The 19,882-nt window shown below is 73.2% G+C and carries 15 protein-coding genes; 3 read left to right on the top strand and 12 right to left on the bottom strand.

From position 1 onward, the window contains the following. Positions 1-17: 17 nt before the first annotated feature. From infB to rimP, 4 genes are all read right to left on the bottom strand, one after another. Positions 18-3,161, bottom strand: a complete 3,144-nt coding sequence (infB, locus tag ACIGG8_RS33440) for a translation initiation factor IF-2 (RefSeq protein WP_396552410.1) — start codon at positions 3,159-3,161, stop codon at positions 18-20. A gap of 230 nt (positions 3,162-3,391) precedes the next feature. Continuing rightward, positions 3,392-3,685 carry a YlxR family protein gene (locus tag ACIGG8_RS33435; protein WP_350525463.1) on the bottom strand — a complete coding sequence of 98 codons (294 nt, stop codon included), beginning with the start codon at positions 3,683-3,685 and terminating at the stop codon, positions 3,392-3,394. Between the two features lie 88 nt (positions 3,686-3,773). Beyond that, entirely contained in the window at positions 3,774-4,775 is a 1,002-nt protein-coding gene (nusA, locus tag ACIGG8_RS33430; RefSeq protein WP_350525464.1) for a transcription termination factor NusA, read from the bottom strand. A 55-nt stretch (positions 4,776-4,830) separates the two neighbouring features. Then, positions 4,831-5,370 (bottom strand): ribosome maturation factor RimP, encoded by a 540-nt coding sequence (rimP, locus tag ACIGG8_RS33425; RefSeq protein ID WP_350525465.1) that lies wholly within the window; start codon positions 5,368-5,370, stop codon positions 4,831-4,833. A 293-nt stretch (positions 5,371-5,663) separates the two neighbouring features. Between rimP and ACIGG8_RS33420 the strand changes: the two genes are divergently transcribed. Together ACIGG8_RS33420 and ACIGG8_RS33415 are read left to right on the top strand one after the other, a co-directional pair. Then, a complete protein-coding gene (locus ACIGG8_RS33420; RefSeq protein ID WP_396552429.1) occupies positions 5,664-6,662 on the top strand; it encodes a ferritin-like domain-containing protein in 999 nt (332 codons plus the stop codon). A gap of 69 nt (positions 6,663-6,731) precedes the next feature. Continuing rightward, positions 6,732-7,655: an aminoglycoside phosphotransferase family protein gene (locus ACIGG8_RS33415; RefSeq protein WP_396552409.1), complete on the top strand. Its 924-nt coding sequence runs from the start codon at positions 6,732-6,734 to the stop codon at positions 7,653-7,655. Between the two features lie 25 nt (positions 7,656-7,680). Here ACIGG8_RS33415 and ACIGG8_RS33410 read toward each other — a convergent pair whose 3' ends face one another. From ACIGG8_RS33410 to dxr, 5 genes are all read right to left on the bottom strand, one after another. Beyond that, complete coding sequence (locus ACIGG8_RS33410; RefSeq protein ID WP_396552408.1) at positions 7,681-8,229, bottom strand: GNAT family N-acetyltransferase; 549 nt, start codon at positions 8,227-8,229, stop codon at positions 7,681-7,683. A 76-nt stretch (positions 8,230-8,305) separates the two neighbouring features. Next, a complete protein-coding gene (locus tag ACIGG8_RS33405) occupies positions 8,306-9,181 on the bottom strand; it encodes a GNAT family N-acetyltransferase (protein ID WP_350525468.1) in 876 nt (291 codons plus the stop codon). 166 nt (positions 9,182-9,347) lie between these two features. Continuing rightward, positions 9,348-10,508, bottom strand: coding sequence for a flavodoxin-dependent (E)-4-hydroxy-3-methylbut-2-enyl-diphosphate synthase (ispG, locus tag ACIGG8_RS33400; protein WP_350525469.1), 1,161 nt, complete (start codon positions 10,506-10,508; stop codon positions 9,348-9,350). Positions 10,509-10,651: 143 nt separating this feature from the next. Beyond that, on the bottom strand, positions 10,652-11,956 hold the full coding sequence (locus tag ACIGG8_RS33395; protein WP_350525470.1) for a M50 family metallopeptidase: 1,305 nt from the start codon (positions 11,954-11,956) through the stop codon (positions 10,652-10,654). An 80-nt stretch (positions 11,957-12,036) separates the two neighbouring features. After that, on the bottom strand, positions 12,037-13,281 hold the full coding sequence (gene dxr / locus ACIGG8_RS33390) for a 1-deoxy-D-xylulose-5-phosphate reductoisomerase (RefSeq protein WP_396552407.1): 1,245 nt from the start codon (positions 13,279-13,281) through the stop codon (positions 12,037-12,039). 158 nt (positions 13,282-13,439) lie between these two features. On the opposite strand from dxr, the gene ACIGG8_RS33385 reads away from it, so the two are divergent. Then, a complete protein-coding gene (locus tag ACIGG8_RS33385; RefSeq protein ID WP_350525472.1) occupies positions 13,440-14,108 on the top strand; it encodes an NAD(P)-binding oxidoreductase in 669 nt (222 codons plus the stop codon). 182 nt (positions 14,109-14,290) lie between these two features. Here ACIGG8_RS33385 and ACIGG8_RS33380 read toward each other — a convergent pair whose 3' ends face one another. The 3 genes from ACIGG8_RS33380 to ACIGG8_RS33370 form a co-directional block, all read right to left on the bottom strand. After that, positions 14,291-15,733 carry an aldehyde dehydrogenase family protein gene (locus tag ACIGG8_RS33380; protein WP_396552406.1) on the bottom strand — a complete coding sequence of 481 codons (1,443 nt, stop codon included), beginning with the start codon at positions 15,731-15,733 and terminating at the stop codon, positions 14,291-14,293. 264 nt (positions 15,734-15,997) lie between these two features. Further along, the gene (locus ACIGG8_RS33375; protein WP_396552405.1) at positions 15,998-17,566 is read right to left on the bottom strand and encodes a PucR family transcriptional regulator; all 1,569 of its coding nucleotides are present in this window, start codon (positions 17,564-17,566) and stop codon (positions 15,998-16,000) included. A gap of 177 nt (positions 17,567-17,743) precedes the next feature. Beyond that, complete coding sequence (locus ACIGG8_RS33370; RefSeq protein ID WP_396552404.1) at positions 17,744-19,846, bottom strand: ATP-binding protein; 2,103 nt, start codon at positions 19,844-19,846, stop codon at positions 17,744-17,746. Between the last annotated feature and the right edge of the window lie 36 nt (positions 19,847-19,882).

Genomic DNA, 19,882 nt, shown 5'->3' with positions numbered 1-19,882 from the left:
GCCCCGGCTGACACCGACTAGGCGCGCGGCTTCTCGCGCATCTCGTAGGTCTCGATGATGTCCTCGACCTTGATGTCGTTGAACGACCCCAGGGTGACACCGGCCTCGAAGCCCTCGCGGACCTCGGTCGCGTCGTCCTTGAAGCGGCGCAGACCCTCGATGGTGAGGGCTTCCGCCACGACCTTGCCGTCGCGCAGCAGGCGGGCCTTGGCGTTGCGGCGGATGATGCCGTCGCGGACCAGGACACCGGCGATGTTGCCGAACTTGGAGGAGCGGAAGACCTCGCGGATCTCCGCGGCGCCGAGGCGCACCTCCTCGTACTCCGGCTTGAGCTTGCCCTTGAGGGCGTTCTCGATCTCCTCGATCGCCTGGTAGATGACCGAGTAGTACCGGACGTCCACGCCTTCCTTGTCGGCCGCGGTACGCGCACGGCCTTCGGCGCGCACGTTGAAGCCGATGATGATGGCGTCCGAGCCCATCGCCAGGTCCACGTCGGACTCGGTGATGGCACCCACACCGCGGTGCAGGACCCGGAGTTCGACCTCCTCGCCCACGTCCAGCTTGACGAGGGCGTCCTCAAGGGCCTCGACCGAACCGGAGACGTCACCCTTGATGATGAGGTTGAGCTGCTCGATGGAGCCGGCGGCGATGGCCTTGTCCAGGTCCTCCAGGGACACCCGGACCCGACGCTGCGCGAAGGCGGCGTTGCGGTCGCGGGCCGAGCGCTTCTCGGCGATCTGGCGGGCGGTGCGGTCCTCGTCGACGACGATGAAGCTGTCGCCGGCGCGGGGCACCGAGGTCAGACCGAGCAGCAGCACCGGGCGGGACGGGCCGGCCTCGGCGAGGCTGTTGCCGTTCTCGTCCAGCATGGCGCGGACGCGGCCGTAGGCGTCGCCCACGACGATCGAGTCACCGACGCGGAGGGTACCGCGCTGGACCAGGACGGTCGCCATGGCGCCGCGGCCCTTGTCCAGGTGGGCTTCGATCGCAATACCCTGCGCGTCCTGCTCGGGGTTGGCCCGCAGGTCCAGCGAGGCGTCCGCGGTCAGGACCACGGCCTCCAGCAGCTGGTCGATGTGCAGGCCCTGGCGCGCGGAGATGTCGACGAACATGGTGTCGCCGCCGTACTCCTCGGCCACCAGGCCGAACTCGGTCAGCTGACCGCGGACCTTGGTCGGGTCGGCGCCCTCGACGTCGATCTTGTTGACGGCGACCACGATCGGCACACCCGCGGCCTTGGCGTGGTTCAGCGCCTCGACCGTCTGCGGCATGACACCGTCGTTGGCCGCGACCACCAGGATCGCGATGTCGGTGGACTTGGCACCACGGGCACGCATGGCGGAGAACGCCTCGTGACCCGGGGTGTCGAGGAAGGTGATCGGACGCTGCTCGCCGTTCACCTCGGTGACCACCTGGTAGGCACCGATGTGCTGGGTGATGCCACCGGCCTCGCCGGCCACCACGTTGGACTTGCGGATGGCGTCCAGCAGGCGGGTCTTACCGTGGTCGACGTGACCCATGACGGTGACGACCGGCGGGCGCGGGGCCAGCTGGTCCTCGTCGCCCTCGTTGGCACCGAAGTCGATGTCGAACGACTCCAGCAGCTCGCGGTCCTCGTCGTCCCGGCTGACGATCTCCAGCTGGAAGCCCATCTCGCCGGCCAGCAGCTCAAGGGTCGCGTCGGAGACCGACTGGGTCGCGGTGACCATCTCACCGAGGTTGAACATGACGGAGACGAGCGCGGCCGGGTTGGCGTTGATCTTCTCCGCGAAGTCCATCAGCGAGGCGCCGCTCGACAGGCGAACGGTCTGGCCGTTGCCGCGAGGCAGCATCACACCGCCGACGGACGGGGCCTGCATGGCCTCGTACTCCTGGCGCTTCGCCCGCTTCGACTTGCGACCGCGCGCCGGGCGACCGCCCGGGCCACGACCGAAGGCGCCCTGCGTGCCACCACGGGCACCCGGGCCGCCGGGACGACCGCCGAAGCCGCCGGGACGCGGGCCGAAGCCGCCGCCGCCACCCGGGGCACCGCCACCGGGACGCGGACCGCCGAAGCCGCCGCCACCGGCCGGACGCGAGCCCGGACCGGCCGGACGACCCTGGAAGCCCGGACGGGCGCCACCGGCACCCGGACCACCCGGACGGCCACCGGGGCCACCCGGACCACGGCCACCGGGACCCGGACGCGGGCCGGCCGGACGCTGCGGCATCATGCCCGGGTTCGGGCGCGGCATGCCGGACGGGGTCGGGCCGCCGGGACGCGGCGCGGCCGGACGCGGCATGCCGTCGGGACGCGGACGGTCGCCACCCGGACGGGGAGCGCCGGCACCCGGGGCACCGGCCGGACGCGGACGGTCGCCACCCGGACGGGGGGCACCCGCACCGGGACCACCCGGACGCGGAGCACCCGGACGGGGAGCACCGGCACCCGGGGCACCGGCGGGACGCGGACGGTCGCCACCCGGACGGGGGGCACCGGCACCGGGACCACCGGCCGGACGCGGACGGTCGCCACCCTGGGCGCCCTGGCGGCGGTCGCCGGGGCGACCCATGCCGGTGGCGCTGCCCGAGGTGAACGGGTTGTTGCCCGGACGCGGGCCGGCCGGACGGGGGCCCGGACGGGCGCCGCCGGAGGCCTGGCCGCTCGGGCGCGGGGCCTGGGCGGCGGGACGCGGGGCGTCACCGGCCGGAGCCGGCGAGGAGAACTCGGCCGCGGGCGCGGCCGGGGCCGCCGGAGCCGCCGGGGCGGCGGGACGCGCGGCCGGGCGCGGGCCCGGAGTCGGCGCACCCGGACGCTGGGCAGCGGGGGCGGGGGCGGCCGGAGCGGCGGGAGCCGATCCGGCAGCGGGACCTGCGGTCTGTGCGGGGCGGGGACCAGGGGTCGCGCCAGGGCGCGGACCCGGGGTCGGAGCACCCGGCTTGGGTGCACCCGCGGCACCAGCCGCGGGCTGGGGCGCCGCGGGCTTCCGCGGGCCAGGCTTGGCAGCGCCACCACCGGTGGGGGCCACACCAAGCGCGTCAGTCAGCTTGCGCACGACCGGCGCCTCGATCGTCGAGGACGCCGAACGGACGAACTCACCGAGCTCGGTCAGCTTGGCCATGACGGCCTTGCTCTCCAAGCCAAGCTCCTTGGCGAGTTCGTAAACCCGGACCTTAGCCACTTCACTCCTGTCTATGAGTCCGGGGGTCTCGTCCGCCGGACTGTCGCTACTTCATGGGCGTACCCATCGCGTACTCATCGCGTACTCATCGAGTGCTCATCGCAATCTCGACCTACTTCCACATCGCGAGGTACCTGACTGGTGCACGGCGCGCGGCTTCCCGAACGCTGTGCTTGTTGCGGTGGTTCTTCCGCCGCGTGGAGCGGCGGTCGTCGCGGGAGGTGGCCCGCCTAAGAGGCTCCGCCTACCCGCTCCCCGATGAACTCGCGGAGCCGCTCCGTGTCGAGCGCGCCCTGGAGCCGGAAGGCCCGGGGGAACGCCCGACGGCGGACCGCGAGGTCGAGGCAGGCCGGTTCGGGGTGCAGGTGAGCGCCCCGGCCCGGCAGTGCGCCACGGGGATCGGGGACGCACTCGCCCTCGACCGCCGTGACACGCAACAGCTGGTGCTTGGCCGCTCGCTTGCGGCAGCCCACGCAGGTGCGTTCCGGGCGTGCTCGGACGTGCGTCCGGCCAGACGAAGGCAAGTCTACCCCTCCGAAGCGACATGGCGCCGCCCCGCAGATCCCGGGGGACCGGCGAGGACGGCTACGACAACACGCACGACCGGTCGGGCTATTCCCGGCCGCCGTCCTCCGACTGGCCCTCGGTGTCCGGCCGGATGTCGATCCGCCACCCCGTGAGACGGGCTGCCAGACGGGCGTTCTGCCCCTCCTTGCCGATCGCCAGCGACAGCTGGTAGTCCGGCACGATCACCCGGGCGGAACGCTGGGCGGCGTCCACGATCTCCACGCTGGTCACCCGCGCGGGGGACAGCGCCGCGGCGACCATCTCGCGGGGGTCCTCCGACCAGTCGACGATGTCGATCTTCTCGCCGTGCAGCTCGCCCATCACGGCGCGGACCCGGGAGCCCATCGGACCGATGCAGGCGCCCTTGGCGTTCAGCCCGGCCCGGCGGGACCAGACCGCGATCTTGGTGCGGTGGCCGGCCTCGCGGGCGATGGCGGCGATCTCCACGCTGCCGTCCGCGATCTCCGGGACCTCCAGCGCGAACAGCTTCTTCACCAGGTTGGGGTGGGTGCGCGACAGCGTCACCGAGGCCCCGCGGACCCCGCGGCGGACCGCCACCACGTAGCACTTCAGTCGGGTGCCGTGCCGGTAGTCCTCGCCCGGGACCTGCTCCTGCGGCGGCAGGATGGCCTCCAGCTTGCCGATGTCGACCAGCACGTTCTTCGGGTCGTTGCCCTGCTGGACGACACCGGTGACGATGTCGCCCTCCTTGCCCGCGTACTCGCCGAAGGTCTGGTCGTCGGCGGCGTCGCGCAGGCGCTGCATCATCACCTGGATGCCGATGCTGGACGCGATCCGGCCGAAACCGTTCGGGGTGTCGTCGAACTCCTTCGGCTCGACGCCCTCGTCCAGCTCCGTCGGGTCCTCCATGGCCCACACGGTGACGTGGCCGCTCTTGCGGTCCAGGTGCACCCGGGCGCGGCGGCGCGAGCCCTCGGTGCGGTGGTACGCGGTGAGGAGGGCGGACTCGATGGACTCGACCAGCAGGTCGAAGGGGATGTTCTTCTCGTTGACCAGCGTGCGCAGGGCACTCATGTCGATGTCCACGGCTACGCCTCCTCGTCTTTCGTCACGTTCGTCATGGTCGTACGGCACCCGGGGGTCACTCGGCGCCGTCGTCCCCCTCGTCGAAGTCGGCGGCCTCGTCCAGGAGCTTCTCGTCGTCCTTGCGGTTGAACTCGACCTGGACCCGTGCCCGGGCCACCTCGCCGTACTCCAGACGGCGCTCCTTCGGGCGGCCGCGCCCCTTCACCGGCTGCACCTCGACCAGCGCGCCGTCCTCGTCGGCCTCCAGCACCCGGGCGACGATCTCCCCGCCGTCGACCAGGTGGATCGCGGCCAGCCGGCCCTCGGCCCGCTGCCAGTGCCGGGGCAGCACCAGCGGACGCTCCGCACCCGGCGAGCCGACCTCCAGCAGGTAGGCGTCGTCCCCCATCAGGTCCGACTCGTCCAGGGCCTCGCCGACCACCCGGCTGAACTCGGCGATGGTGTCCATGTCCACGCCGCCGTCGGTGTCGACGTCGATCTGCACCTGCCGGCGGCTGCCCGCCTTGGTGACCCTGACGTCCTCCAGGTCCAGTCCGGCCTGTGCGGCCAGCGGCTCCAGCAACGCTCGCAGCCGGTCGGTGTGGGTGGTGCTCATCCGGGTGGACTCCTCGGCCGCGTCTGCTGTTGTCAGAAGGTCGCCCCGCGCCCTCGGCGCCACACCGGGTCACGGCAGCTCGGCCCAAAGCCTAGCCGGTGAAGCCCCCAACCACCGATTCCGGACCACCCCCGACCGCTCGCACGCCACCCACTGCGAGCAAGCTCACACGCGCCCACCCGGGGCCCGGTGTACCCGAACCGGGCCACGGAACGTGGGGATTCTGTAATCATTCACGCCAACGAGGTCCGGCGGGGAGGCCGTCCTCCCGTACACGCCCCGGAGTGACCCCGATGCAGCCGCACAGCCGACGGACCTTCCTGGCCCTCGGACTGCTCACCCTCACCGCCTGCACCGCCGACCACACCGGCCCCGCCTCCGGCACCGGGGGCCTGCGCCCCGACCCGGACACCCCCGTCCGCCTCCGCGCGATCGCCGCCACCGACGCCCTCCTCGCCGGGTACGACACCCTGCCCCCGCCGCCCGGCGTCCGGAGCGCCGACCTCCGCGCGGAGGTCGCCCGGCAACGCGCCGCCCTCGCCGAAGGCCTGACCGCCGCGGCCGTCCCCACGCCGCCCGTGACCACCGCTCCCACGTCCGCCTCTCCCTCCCCCGCAGGTCCCTCCCCCGCAGATCCCACCCCCGCCGGTCCCGGCCTGGCCGAGCTGGAGCGCAGGACCGGCGAGTCCCGCCTCGCCGACCTGGACGCCGCGAGCCCGTCCCTCGCCCGTCTGCTCGCCTCCGCCGCCGCCGCCAACGGCGTCCACGCGGCGGTCCTGGGCGCCCCGGCCCCACCGGCGCCCGCCCGCGCCACCGCCTCCCCGTCGGCCCCCGCTCCGAGCCCCACCCCCGCGGCCCTCACCGCGCTCCAGAACGCCCTCGGCGCCGAACACGCCGCGGTCTACGGCTACGGCGTCGTCGGCGCCCACCTGCCCGGGGACCCCCGACTCGCCGACGCCCGCACGGCCTACGCCGCCCACCAGGCCCAGCGCGACACCTGGCAGCGCCTGGTCGCCGCCCTCGGCGCCGCCCCCACCCCCGCCGCCGGCGGCTACCGGCTGCCCTTCCCGGTCGCCTCCGCCGCGGACGCCGCCGGGCTCGCCGCCCACCTCGAAACCCGCCTGACCACCGTCTACGCCGACCTGGTCGCCGCGGTCCCCGCCCCGCACCGGCTCACCGCCGCCCTCGCCCTACGTGACTGCGCCCTCCGCGCCCACCGCTGGGGCGCCCCCGACCAGCCCTTCCCGGGCATCCAGGACCAGGCCCCGACCCCCTCGCCCACCGCCGGCTGAGAACCGGGAACCGCGACACCCACCCGCCCGAGCACCCCGCCCGCGCCGCCGAAGCCCGACAATGGACCCATGTCGGGAGCCGCACCCACCATCACCGTCCCCACCTGGCTGACGGACACCGTCACCGCCACGCAGGGCGAAGCGGGCCGCCAGTGGCTCGCCGCCCTCCCCGCCCGGGCGGCCGCCCACCTCGCCGCCTGGGACCTCACCCTGGAACGCGTCCTCGACCCCGGCGGCAGCCTGAGCCTGGTCGCGTACGTCCACCGCGACGACCTCTCACCCGCCGTCCTCAAGGCCGGCCTGCTCACCCCCGAGACCGCCCACGAGCACGCGGCCCTCACCCACTGGGCCGGCCGGGGAGCCGTCCTCCTGCTCGACGCCGTCCCCTCCGAGGGCGTGCTCCTCCTGGAACGCCTGCACGGCGAGATCCCGCTGCGCTCCCTCGCCGAGCCCAAGGCCATGCTGGAGGCCACCAGCCTGCTGCACCGGCTCTGGGTGGAACTCCCCGGGGAACACCCCTTCCCCACCCTCGCCCAGCGGGTCGCCGCCACCGCCGACCGGGTCGTGGAGCAGCGCGCCCACCCGGCCGCCGCGGAGGCGCAGGCCCTGGTGGACGAGGCCCTGGAGACCGCCCGGAGCCTGGCCGACTCCGCCGCGGAGTCCTTCCTGCTGCACGGCGACTTCCACCACGGCAACGTCCTCGCCGCCGACCGCGCCCCCTGGCTGGCCATCGACCCGCGCCCCGTCGTCGGCGAGCGCGCCTACGACCTGGCCCGCCTCGCGCTGGACCGCGCGGACACCCTGCTCGGCTCCCCCGGCGTCCCCGCCGCCGTCCGCCGGCGCCTCCACCAGCTGTCCGACGCGCTCGACGTGGACCAGGAACGCCTGCGCGGCTGGGCCCTCTTCCGCTCCGTCGACCTGGCGCTGCGCTCCCTCGCCGCGGACCGCCGCGAGGACGCCGAACTCCACCTCGAACTCGCCGGCTCGCTCTGACCGCGCTCCGTCCGGGCGGCCCCGCTCAGCCTCCCGACCTCCGCAGCGGCAGCCGGGCCCCCATCACCGCGTACAGCCGCTCCGTCGCCGGGAAGCGCACCGCCCGCGCCAGGTCCTGGTACCCGAGCGCCCGGTACAACCGCCGCGCCGGCGTCTCCGCGTCGATCGCCGACAGGATGCTCCGGTCCAGCCCCGAGCGCTCGCACAGCGTCCGGATGAGCCGCGAACCGACGCCCTGCCCCTGGAACTCCGGCAGCACGTGCAGTTCGGTCACGGCGAAGACGCCGTCCAGCCAGTCCGCGTGCCCCCGGACGGTCAGGTAGGGCTCGATCACCGTGCTCCACCAGTGCTCGCGCTGGTTGGGCATCCCGTACCCGAAGCCGACCAGCCGCCCCTCGCTCATCGCGCCGAACGCGATCACCCCCGGCTGCTGGGCGTGCCGCCCGACGATGTGCAGCCGAACCGCGACCTCCTCGGGCGTCAGCCCGAACGCCACCGCCTGGACCTCCAGCGCCTGCGGCGCCCAGGCCGCAAGGTCGATGGCCCCGATCGTCACCCCGGTCAGCTGATCCATGCTCCGGACGTTACTACCAGCGGCCCCGCGACGCGGCGGAAGATCCGAACACCGCGGTCCGGTGCGGACGACGGCCTCAGAACAGCACGCTCATGAACGCCCCGACCTCCCGGAACCCCACCCGGCGATAGGCCGCCCTGGCCCGCAGGTTGAAGTCGTTGACGTACAGCGACACCACGGGCGCCACCTCCCGCAACGCGATGTCCAGGACGGCCGCCATCCCCGACTTCGACAGCCCCCGGCCCCGGTGCTCCGGCGCGACCCAGACGCCCTGGATCTGGCAGGCGCCCTGCGTCACGGCCCCGATCTCTGCCTTGAAGACGACCTGCCCGTCCTCCCCGAACCGCGCGAACGACCGCCCGGTGGAAACGAGTTCGGCGACCCGGGCCTGGTAGAGCAGCCCGCCGTCCCCCGCCAGCGGCGACACCCCGACCTCCTCGGTGAACATCGCCACGCAGGCCGGCATCAGCGTCTCGACCTCGTTGCGGTGCACCCTGCGGACCAGCGGATCCGGCGCGATCTCCGCCGACGGCACCGAGGTGGCCAACAGCGGCTGGTGGCCGCGGACTTCACGCGCCGGGCCCCAACTGCGCTCCATCAGCGCCCAGAACCCCGCGGTGGCCTCGGCCGGCCCGACGATCGAGGAGCAGCGCCGCCCCTGCCGGCGGGCCCGCTCGGCGAAGGCCGCGACCGCCTCCGGCCCGGCGTCGACCAGGACCAGGTTCGCCCCGGCGTAGCAGAGCGCGTCCAGCGCGCCGTCCCCGTCGTACCAGCCCCACATCTCCCCGCCGAGCCGCCACGGGTCGAGCCCGACGGCCTCGACGCGGGTCGCGACGAAGGCGTTGGCGACCGGGTCGCGGTGGAGGATCTCCAGGGCGTCCGCGAGGTCGGGCGGCTCCAGCACCCGGGTGGTGGCCAGGGCCCGGGCGGCCTGGAAAGAGCTCGGGAGCATCACACCTCGATCGAGCATCGAGACAGCACCTCACTGAGACGACTCTGGCCGCACCCTACTCCGTGGCCCCACCCGGCTACGGCTGCGGGGCCGTCCACGAACGGACGGCCCCGCTTCCGGAAGACTTCACGCGGGCATCCCCGCGCCATCAGGACACGCTACGGGTTCACTCGCCCGCGACGACGGTCGGCGCCCCCGCCTCGACGCCGGCCGCCTGCATCTGCTCGGCGAGCTTGAGCGCCTCCTCGATCAGGGTCTCGACGATCTTCGACTCGGGGACGGTCTTGATGACCTCGCCCTTGACGAAGATCTGGCCCTTGCCGTTGCCGGAGGCGACGCCCAGGTCGGCCTCGCGCGCCTCGCCCGGACCGTTCACGACGCAGCCCATGACCGCCACCCGCAGCGGCACCTCCATGCCCTCCAGGCCGGCGGTGACCTCCTCGGCGAGCTTGTAGACGTCCACCTGGGCGCGGCCGCAGGACGGGCAGGAGACGATCTCCAGGCCGCGCTCGCGCAGCCCGAGCGACTCCAGGATCTGGTTGCCGACCTTGATCTCCTCGGCCGGCGGGGCGGAGAGCGAGACCCGGATGGTGTCTCCGATGCCCTCGGCCAGCAGCGCGCCGAAGGCGACCGCCGACTTGATGGTGCCCTGGAAGGCCGGACCGGCCTCGGTCACGCCGAGGTGCAGCGGGTAGTCGCAGGCGGCGGCGAGCTGGCGGTAGGCGTTGATCATCACAACCGGGTCGTTGTGCTTGACCGAGATCTTGATGTCGCGGAAGTCGTGCTCCTCGAACAGCGAGCACTCCCACAGCGCGGACTCGACCAGCGCCTCCGGGGTGGCCCGGCCGTACTTCTCCATCAGGCGCTTGTCGAGCGAGCCGGCGTTGACGCCGATCCGGATCGGGACGCCCGCGTCCTTGGCGGCCTTGGCGATCTCGCCGACCTTGTCGTCGAAGGCCTTGATGTTGCCCGGGTTGACGCGCACGGCCGCACAGCCGGCGTCGATCGCCGCGAAGACGTACTTCGGCTGGAAGTGGATGTCCGCGATGACCGGGATCTGCGACTTCTTGGCGATGATCGGCAGCGCGTCGGCGTCGTCCTGCGAGGGCACGGCGACCCGGACGATCTGGCAGCCGGACGCGGTGAGCTGGGCGATCTGCTGCAGCGTGGCGTTGATGTCCGAGGTCACGGTGGTGGTCATCGACTGCACCGAGATCGGGGCGTCGCCGCCGACCGGCACGTTGCCGACCATGATCTGCCGGGAGTGCCGGCGCTTGGCGAGCGGCTTGAGCGGCAGGGACGGAATACCGAGCGAGATCGCGGTCATGTGCGCAGGGTTCCCCGGGGTAGAGGTGTGGTCGACCGCCCGGCCGTTGGGACGGCCGAGGCCGGGTGCGCTGACGTCGCGCACCCGGCCTCAACGGTACGGCACGGCAGCGGGCCCCAGCACACCCGCCGTACCCGAGCGCCCTAGCTGATCTTCACCGGGTTCACCAGGTCGGCGACCATCACCAGCAGCGTGAAGCCGATGAAGATGCTGGCCACGACGTACGCCACCGGCATCAGCTTGGCGACGTCGAACGGGCCCGGATCGGGCCGCTTGAACAGCTGTGCGAATCGGCGGCGGACCGCCTCCCAGACCGCGCCGGCGATGTGGCCGCCGTCCAGCGGGAGCAGCGGCAGCATGTTGAAGAGGAAGAGCGACAGGTTGATGCCGGCCAGCAGGTTCACGAAGAACGCGATCCGCTGGGTGCCGGGGATGTCGAGCGAGAAGACCTCGCCGCTCACCCGGGCGGCGCCGACCATGCCGATCGGCGAGTCCGGATCGCGCGGGGCGTCGCCGACGACGGCGTTCCACAGCCCGGGAATCTTGCCCGGCAGGGCGACCAGCGACTTCACCCCGCCCTCGGCCATGTCGTACATCCGGTCGAGCGACTGCCCGAAGCCCAGCCGGACGACACCACTCGCCGGAGTGAATCCGAGGAACCCGGCCTGGATGGTCTGGCCCTTGATCGGGACGTTGTTCCCGTCGTACTTCTGGACGTCGTTGACGGCGATGGTCGGGTTGAGGGTGACCTGCTGCCCGTCCCGCTGGACCACCACGGGGACGGTCCGTCCGGCCGACCGGCGGATGTCCGCCTGGAGCTGGTCGTAGGTGCGGATCCGGTCGCCGTCGAAGGAGACGATCTTGTCCCCGGCCTTCAGCCCGGCCTGCGCGGCCGGCGTCTGCGGGGCGCCCGCCGGGCAGTTGTCGGTCGGCTGGCCCGCCTTGACCACGCACTGCGCGACGGTGCTGACCGTCGGCACGTTCATGGAGACGCCGAAGCCCATCATGACGGTCAGGAAGAGCCCGAACGCCAGGACCAGGTTCATGAACGGCCCGGCGAACATGACGATGACGCGCTTCCAGGGCTTGCGGGTGTAGAAGAGCCGGTGCTCGTCCCCCTCCTGGAGCTCCTCGTAGGAGGCCTCGCGGGCGTCCTCGATCATGGTCCGCCAGGGCGAGCTGCTGCGCTTGGTGATCCGGCCGTCATCGCCCGGCGGGAACATCCCGATCATCCGGATGTACCCGCCGAACGGGATCGCCTTGATGCCGTACTCGGTCTCGCCCTTGCGGCGCGACCAGAGGGTCGGGCCGAAGCCGACCATGTACTGCGGCACCCGGATGCCGAACAGCTTGGCCGTGGAGAGGTGGCCGAGTTCGTGCCAGGCGATCGAGATGAGCAGCCCGATGACGAAGACCAGGATGCCGACCACCGTCAAAACCGTTGCCACCGCTGGTCCTCCGTCATGCCGCTCCGCTCATCGTCTCGTCCTACCGCTATCGAGGCCGTCAGTCCGCCGTCGGCCGACCGTCAGCCGGCCGCCAGCTCGCGGGCCCGGGCGCGCGCCCAGCCCTCCGCGTGCAGGACGTCCTCCACCGTCAGGGAAGTTCCCGGGGCCGCCGACCGACCGTCCTGCTGTCCGTGCTCGGCCACGACCTTGGCAACAGTGTCCACGATTCCGGTGAAGGCGAGGCGGCCCTTCAGGAATGCCTCCACACACTCCTCGTTCGCCGCGTTGAACACGGCCGGGGCGGTACCGCCCAGGGTGCCCACCTCGCGCGCCAGCTCCACCGCCGGGAACGCCACGTCGTCCAGCGGGAAGAACTCCCAGGTGGCGGCCTTCGTCCAGTCGCAGGCGGGGGCGGAGTCCGGCACCCGGTCCGGCCAGCCCATGCCCAGCGCGATCGGCATCCGCATGTCCGGCGGGCTGGCCTGCGCCAGCGTCGACCCGTCGGTGAACTCCACCATCGAGTGCACCACCGACTGCGGGTGGACCACGACCTCGATCCGGTCGAACGGCACGTCGTACAGCAGGTGCGCCTCGATCACCTCCAGGCCCTTGTTGACCAGGGTGGCCGAGTTGATCGTGACCACCGGGCCCATCGCCCAGGTCGGGTGCGCCAGCGCGTCCTGCGGGGTCACCCCGGCCAGCTGCTCACGGGTGCGGTTGCGGAACGGGCCGCCGCTGGCGGTGACCACCAGCTTGCGCACCTCGGCACGGGTCCCGCCGGCCAGCGCCTGGAACAGCGCCGCGTGCTCGGAGTCCACCGGCACGATCTGGCCCGGCTTCGCCACCGCCTTCACCAGCGGACCGCCGACGATCAGCGACTCCTTGTTGGCCAGCACCAGCACCCGGCCGGCCGCCAGCGCGGCCAGCGTCGGCCGCAGGCCGATCGACCCGGTGATGCCGTTCAGCACCGAGTGGCACTCCACGGCGGCCAGCTCGGTCGCCGCGTCCGGGCCCGCCAGCACGGCCGGCAGCGGACGGCCCGCCGCCTTCGCGGCCAGCGCCTCGCGCAGCGCCGGCTCGGCCGCGGGGTCGGCCACCGCCACGGTGTGCACGCCCAGCTGCAGCGCCTGCTCGGCCAGCAGCTCCACCCGGCCACCGGCCGCCGACAGGGCGACCACCCGGAAGCGGTCCGGGTTGCGGAGCACCACGTCGATGGCCTGGGTGCCGATCGACCCGGTGGAGCCGAGGATCACCAGCTCCCGGGGGCCGGAGGGGTCCGCCACGGTGGGCGTGAAGCGCAGCTGCGGGTGGGCGAGCGAAGTCATGGGCCCATTGTGTCCTGTCCGCGACCGCACCGGTCCCCGGCACCTCCCCGGTGCTCCGCCGGCTTCCCCTCGCGTCCCCGGTGCTCCCCTCGCATCCCCGGGGGCCGCCCCCGGGCTTCCCCAGGACGACCGGGCACCCCCGGGCTACCGTCGGAGCCATGCGCACCGTCATCGCCGGGGGCCACGGACAGATCGCGATGGAACTGGAACGGCTGCTCGCCGCACGCGGCGACCGCCCCGCCGGGATCATCCGCCGCCCCGAACAGGCCAGGGACCTGATCGACGCCGGAGCCGAGCCGCTGCTGCTCGACCTGGAGGCCACCACCGCCCCCCGGCTCGCCGAACTGCTCACCGACACCGACGCGGTGGTCTTCGCCGCCGGAGCCGGACCGGGCAGCGGCGCCGCTCGCAAGAACACCGTCGACCGGGACGCCGCCGTCCTGCTCGCCGACGCCGCCGAAATCGCCGGCGTCCGCCGGTACGTGATCGTCTCCTCGATGGGCGCCGACGCCGCCGCCCACCACCCCGCCGACGAGGTCTTCGAGACCTACCTGCGCGCCAAGGGCGCCGCCGACGACGCGGTACGGGCCCGGACCGCGCTGGACTGGACGGTGCTGCGTCCGGGGCGGCTCACCGACGGCCCCGGCACCGGCCTCGTCCGGCTGGCCCCCTCGGTCGCCCGCGGCGCGGTGGACCGGGCCGACGTGGCCGCCGTCCTGGCCGCCCTGCTCCACGAACCCGGCACCGCCGGACTCACCCTGGAGCTGGTCGCCGGGAACGCCACCGTCGAGGAGGCCGTCGCCGCCGCGGCCGGGCACGACGGCTGAACGCGCGCAGGGCCCGGTTCGTCGAACCGGGCCCTGCGTCAGCGGATCACTCGATCGGTCGATCGGTCGGCCAATCGGCCGGATGGCCGGTCGGCCGATTCGGCGGTCGGCCGGTTCAACGGTCGGTCGGTTCAACGGTCGGCCGGTTCAGCGGTCGAACCGACCGACCGGGATCGAGTCGATCAGAGGTCGAGGCCGGTCAGGACCAGCACCTTCTCGACCGTGTAGTCGTCCATCGCGTACTTGACGCCCTCACGGCCGACGCCGGAGTCCTTCACGCCGCCGTACGGCATCTGGTCGGCGCGGTAGGACGGCGCGTCGCCGATGATCACACCGCCGACCTCCAGCTCCCGGTGGGCGCGGAAGGCGGTCTGCACGTCGTGCGTGAACACGCCCGCCTGCAGGCCGAACGCGGAGTCGTTGACGGCGGCGAAAGCCTCGTCCACACCGTCCACCTTGTGCAGCGACAGCACCGGGCCGAACACCTCGGCCTTGGCCAGGATCGCGTCCTCGGGCAGCTCGGCCAGCACGGTCGGGGCGTAGGTCGCGCCCTCGCGGGTGCCACCCGTCAGCACCTTGGCGCCCTTGGCGACCGCGTCCTCCACCCAGGACTCCACGCGCTTCGCGGCGTTCTCGTCGACCAGCGGGCCGACATCCGTCGCGGAGTCGTTCGGGTCACCGGTGACCTGCGCCTTGACCTTGGCCACGACCTTCTCCACCAGCGCGTCGTACACCGACGCGTCGGCGATCACCCGCTGCACCGAGATGCAGGACTGGCCGCCCTGGTAGTTGGCGAACATCGCGATCCGGGTGGCCGCCCAGTCCAGGTCGGCCTCCGAGGACCAGTCCGCGAGGACCACGGCCGCGGCGTTGCCGCCCAGCTCCAGGGTGCAGTGCTTGCGCGGCACCGAGTCCATGATCTGGTAGCCGACCTTGTCCGAACCGGTGAACGAGATCACCGGCAGGCGGTCGTCCTGCACCAGCGCCGGCATCCGGTCGTTCGGCACGGTCAGGATCGACCAGGAACCGGCCGGCAGGTCCGTCTCGGCCAGGATCTCGCCCAGCACCATCGCGGACAGCGGGGTCGCCGGAGCGGGCTTCAGGATGATCGGGGCGCCGACCGCGATCGCCGGGGCGACCTTGTGGGCGACCAGGTTCAGCGGGAAGTTGAACGGGGCGATGCCCAGCACCACACCGCGCGGGAAGCGGCGCACCACCGCGAAACGGCCCACGCCGCCCGGGTCGGTGTCCAGCCGCATGGTCTCGCCGTTGGTGCGGCGCGCCTCCTCCGCGGCCCAGCGGAAGACCGACACCGCGCGGCCGACCTCGCCGCGGGCCCACTTGATCGGCTTGCCGTTCTCGGCGGTGATCAGCTGGGCGAGCTCCTCGGTGCGCTCCGCCAGCCGCTTGGCCACGTGGTCCAGGGCGGCGGCACGCTGGTGCGCCGGGGTCGCGGCGAACACCGGCAGCGCAGCGACGGCGGCGTTCAGCGCCTCCTCGACCTGGGCCTCGGTCGGGATGCTCACCTTGCCGACCAGACGGCCGTCCCAGCTGTTGTGCACCTCGAAGTCGGCGTCACCGCTCGCCCGGCGGCCGGCGAGCCAGAAATCGTACGTGGTGGTCACCGTGGTACCGGCCCTCTCCTCGTCGTCGTACGGCCCGCACGGACGTGGGACCAGAACCCGAGGGTAGGTGGGTCGGCGCGCCGACCGGATTGGCCGACTAGGAGCGTTCGGGTCCGGGGCCACTCCACCGCGTCCAGCGGAGCGCCCGAGCGGGCGTTCGGGCGACCCTTCGGGCGGGTGTCCGGACGAGCCCGGGGCGGGTGTCCGTGCAGGCCTCGGGGAGCGGTGCGGCAAGGCTTTCGGGCCGGTACCGGCCGGGCCGGTCTACTCCTCGCCGGAACGGAGGGCCAGCCAGAGCTCCATCCGCACGTCCGTGTCGTCCAGCGATCGGCCCAGCAGCTCCTCGACCCGCCGCATCCGGTAGCGCAGCGTGTGCCGGTGCACCCCCAGGTCCGCCGCGGCCGCGTCCCACTGGCCGTGCCTGGACAGCCACGCCCGCAACGACGCCACCAGGTCACCGCGGGCCGTCCGGTCGTGCTCGCGCAGCGGCCGCAACAGCCCCTCCGCGAACGCCGTCACCGCGTCCTCCCCGAGCAGCGGCAGCAGCGAACCCGCGCCGACCTCCTCGTGGTCCACTGCCCGGCGGCCGCCGCGCAGCGCCACCGCCAGCGCCCGCTCGGCCTGCGCGTGCGCCGTCCCGGCCTCCTCCAGCGCGGCCGGCGCCGACACGCCCAGCGACAGGCCCTCGTGCTCCTCCACCGCACCCAGGCACGCCCGGTGCACCGCGCCGTTGTCCAGCGCCAGCACCATCAGCCGCGGCCCGTGCGCGCCGTCCTCCCGCGCCACCAGCAGCTTCTCGCCCACCCGGGAACCCGCCTGCTCCGCCCGGTCGCCCAGCTCCCCGAGCGCCTCCGCGGCATCCGCGTTCCCCGCACCGGCACCCGCCACCAGGACCCGTATCGTCCCCTCCGGCAGACCGCCGAACAGCCCCGCCGCCACCTGCCGGGCCGTCACCACCTCACCCGCCAGCACCATCCGCAGCAGCGCGGCGCCCATCCGCTCCTCCGCCTGCCGCAGCTCGCGCGAGCGCTCCAGGGTGAGGGTCAGCAGCGCCACCGCCGCGTTCAGCACGTACCGCTCGGTCGGCGTGATCCGGTCCTCGGTCCCGACCGCGAGGAAACCCCGCGCCCGCCGGTCCGCCCCCAGCGACTGGACCACCACGTAGTCCTCGTCGGCCGTGTCTATCCCCGGCGCGCGCCCCTGCAGCGCGGCACTCGACGGCGCCGGCCGCCGACGCAGCCGGTCCACCTCCGCCGCCAGCCGCCCGGCCCGCCGCGCCGCCCAGTCCGGCGCCACCACCGACAGCGCGCCCGACCCGTCGTACAGCGCCGCCCAGCCACCCAGCCGCGCCGCCAACCGGCGCACCACGGCCGTCGTACCGTCCTTGCCCAGCGCCGCCCGGGTCAGCTCCTCCTGCGCCTCGAAGCTCGTCGTCACCGCCTCGTACTGCTCCGCGGCCAGCGCCGCCGACACCACCTTGCTGATCGCGATGAACGGCGTCGGCTCCGGCACCCGCAGCAGCGGCAGCCCCCGCTGCGCCGCCGCGTCCACCAGCGGCTGCGGCACCTCGGTGTGCGACAACCCCACCCCGAGCCCCAGCCCCACCACCCCGGCATCGGCCAGCCGGTGCACGTACGCCTGCAACTGCGCCGCCGTACGGCCCAGCTTGATACCGGTGGTGAGCAGCAGCTCGCCACCCTCCAGGAACGGCGTCGGGTCGTCCAGCTCACTGGTGTGCACCCAGCGGACCGGCCGCTCCAGGTGGTCCGCGCCGGCGAGGACCGTCAGATGGAGCGAGCTGTTGCGGACGACGGAGGCGAGTGTGGGGGGCATGGCACCTTCGGGGGATCGACCTGACCGCGCCATTGCGGCCGGGCGAGGAGAGGGGCGTGGGAATGGTGAGGGTCTCTCCCCTTCATTATGGACGCCCCGGACAACCGGCACTGCCGAATCCACCTCGAAGGCGACTTCCACCCCGTCTCCCGCCGCGCCCTGGGGCCCGCCCGGAACTCACCCCCGCAGATCCACCAGCAACGGCGGCACCTGCTCCCCCGACACCGCCGTCAACGACACCACCGCGTGCCCCGCCGGCAACGCGTGCGCCAGGTCCGACGGCGACCACCGCAGCCGCTCCACGTCCCGCGTCGTCACCGACTCCGTCTGCGCCGTCGTCCCCGACAACGCCTTCCGCCCGACCCGCCCCGCCCGCCGTATCACCCCACCGGAGGTGTCGGGGGTGTGGGTGACCTCGGTTTCGTGGACGACGTGTGTGCCCCACGCCTCGGAGAAGAACTTGCCATCCCACGGAGCGATGCCGGGGAAGACCATGCGGCACCCCACGGCCCCGAAGAGCGGCGTCCGGAGCGCTTCCGGCAGGTCCATCAAGGTACGGAGCAGGAGCACCGCACCCGCGTTGGCTCCCCGCATCCGCTGGAGACCCCGGATGGTGTTCGCGTCCACGGCGGCGGACGCGTCGTCCACCACCAGCCCGGCGAACAGCGAACGGTCCTCGCGGGCGGCCGCCGCCACGACGAACTGGCCGACCACAAGACGCGAGAGGATCCGGGCAGCCTCCGGATGACTGCGCTCGGGCAGCTTCACCCGAACTCGCAACGGGTGGTCGAGCGCCCGCATGGCGAAGGGCAGACGCCCCGTACCGTCCGTAGCGAACGCCCCCGCGAAAGCCGGCCGATCGAGCAGTGCCAAGCGGTCCGCCAGCAGGATCCCCGGGTCGTCGGCTCGCTCCTGCTGGCGCTGCCGGAAGTCGAGGTCCCGCTCGTAGACAGCCAGCTGGCCCGTTGCCCGAAGGGTCTTGACCAGCGGCTCCATCACCTCGGGTTCTCCGGACAGCAGCGCCCGCAGCTCGCGGACTCCCGGATAACGCCCGTAAGCAGTACGGAACGGCCCGACCACTTGCTGAAGGGTCGTCCGGGCACTCTCCGCGCGCGCGATCAACTCGTCCGGCAGCAGCGCGTCGGCCAGCCTCGCAGCCGCCTCGTCCGAGTCCTGGGTCGCTCCGTAGAGGTCCAGTCCATAGACCGAACCCGGTTCGCCCGGCGCGATCACTACGTCGTACCAGGAGTCCGGGCCGAGGTCCGCGTCCGCCGCTCCCACCACCACTGCGCACGCCGTTCCGGCCAGCGTCTGCAGGCACAGGGCCTCCGTGACCGGTCTTGCGAGCCGCACCGTCTTACCGGTTCCCGCAGGACCGACAGCGAGCAACGAGGTCCCCAGGACCGTGGGGTCCAAGGCGAATCCGGTCGACCGGTGCCCGTGCGGGTTCTTCACGACGTCCTGGGTCGTACCGAGGCGCACCTGTTGCAGCAACAGGTCGTGCCACGCCTTCCGAGTCGCCAGGTCCCGCGCCTCCGACGGGTGCGAGAAGGCCGCTGCGCCCCGGGAGAGCACCTGATCGACGAAAGCGGGGAGGAAGACGGCATCCGCCTGGGCGGACTCCCATGCCCGCTGGATCCGGACGTAGTCGACGTCCCCGATCTCTGCCCGGTCCAACGTCTCCGCCGCTGCCGACGCCCCGCCCGATCGTTGGGCGAACCACGGGTCGGTGACGGACGCCGGTTCGGAGTGGACGTGCGGCCTGGTCGGAGCAGGCCCCTCATGGGTGATGGCGCGAGCGAGGACCGGAGAGACGTTCGTCCGCCACCCGGTCGGTGTCAGGAAACGTCGGCCGACCTCCCGCCACCGGCCGGTGCGCCAGAACACGGCGGCGGCGCAACCGATGGTGATCAGGTTGATGAGGATCTGCACGGTGTTGAACTGTTCCGGCGACGTTCCGGCAAACCAACCGAGAAGCCCCGCCGCCCACACCAGCACGAGCGTGCCGATGTAGTACGTCGCGACGGTCGCGACCAGATTCAACCCGGCACGCCACAACAGTTGTCCGGTGGGGACCTTCGACTCCTCCGCCTCGGTGGGGTCGATCCACTTGTAACCCTGCCGGAAGATCCCCGGCGCCGCGTCCGGCCGGGGAACCGCGACCCAAGCCGGGAGGTCGAAGGACCCGTCCGCAGCCGTTCCGGGCCGTTGGTGGGGCAGGGGGGTCGGGGGTCTGGTGGTGGTGCGCTCGCCGTGGTGGTGTGACCCGTCCTGTGCCATGTACGGCCCCGCTCCCTCGCCCGCCCCGGCCCGACC

The organism is Kitasatospora sp. NPDC085464, assembly GCF_044541955.1.
Classification (GTDB): domain Bacteria; phylum Actinomycetota; class Actinomycetes; order Streptomycetales; family Streptomycetaceae; genus Kitasatospora.
This window is presented reverse-complemented; position numbering and strand designations above follow the sequence as displayed.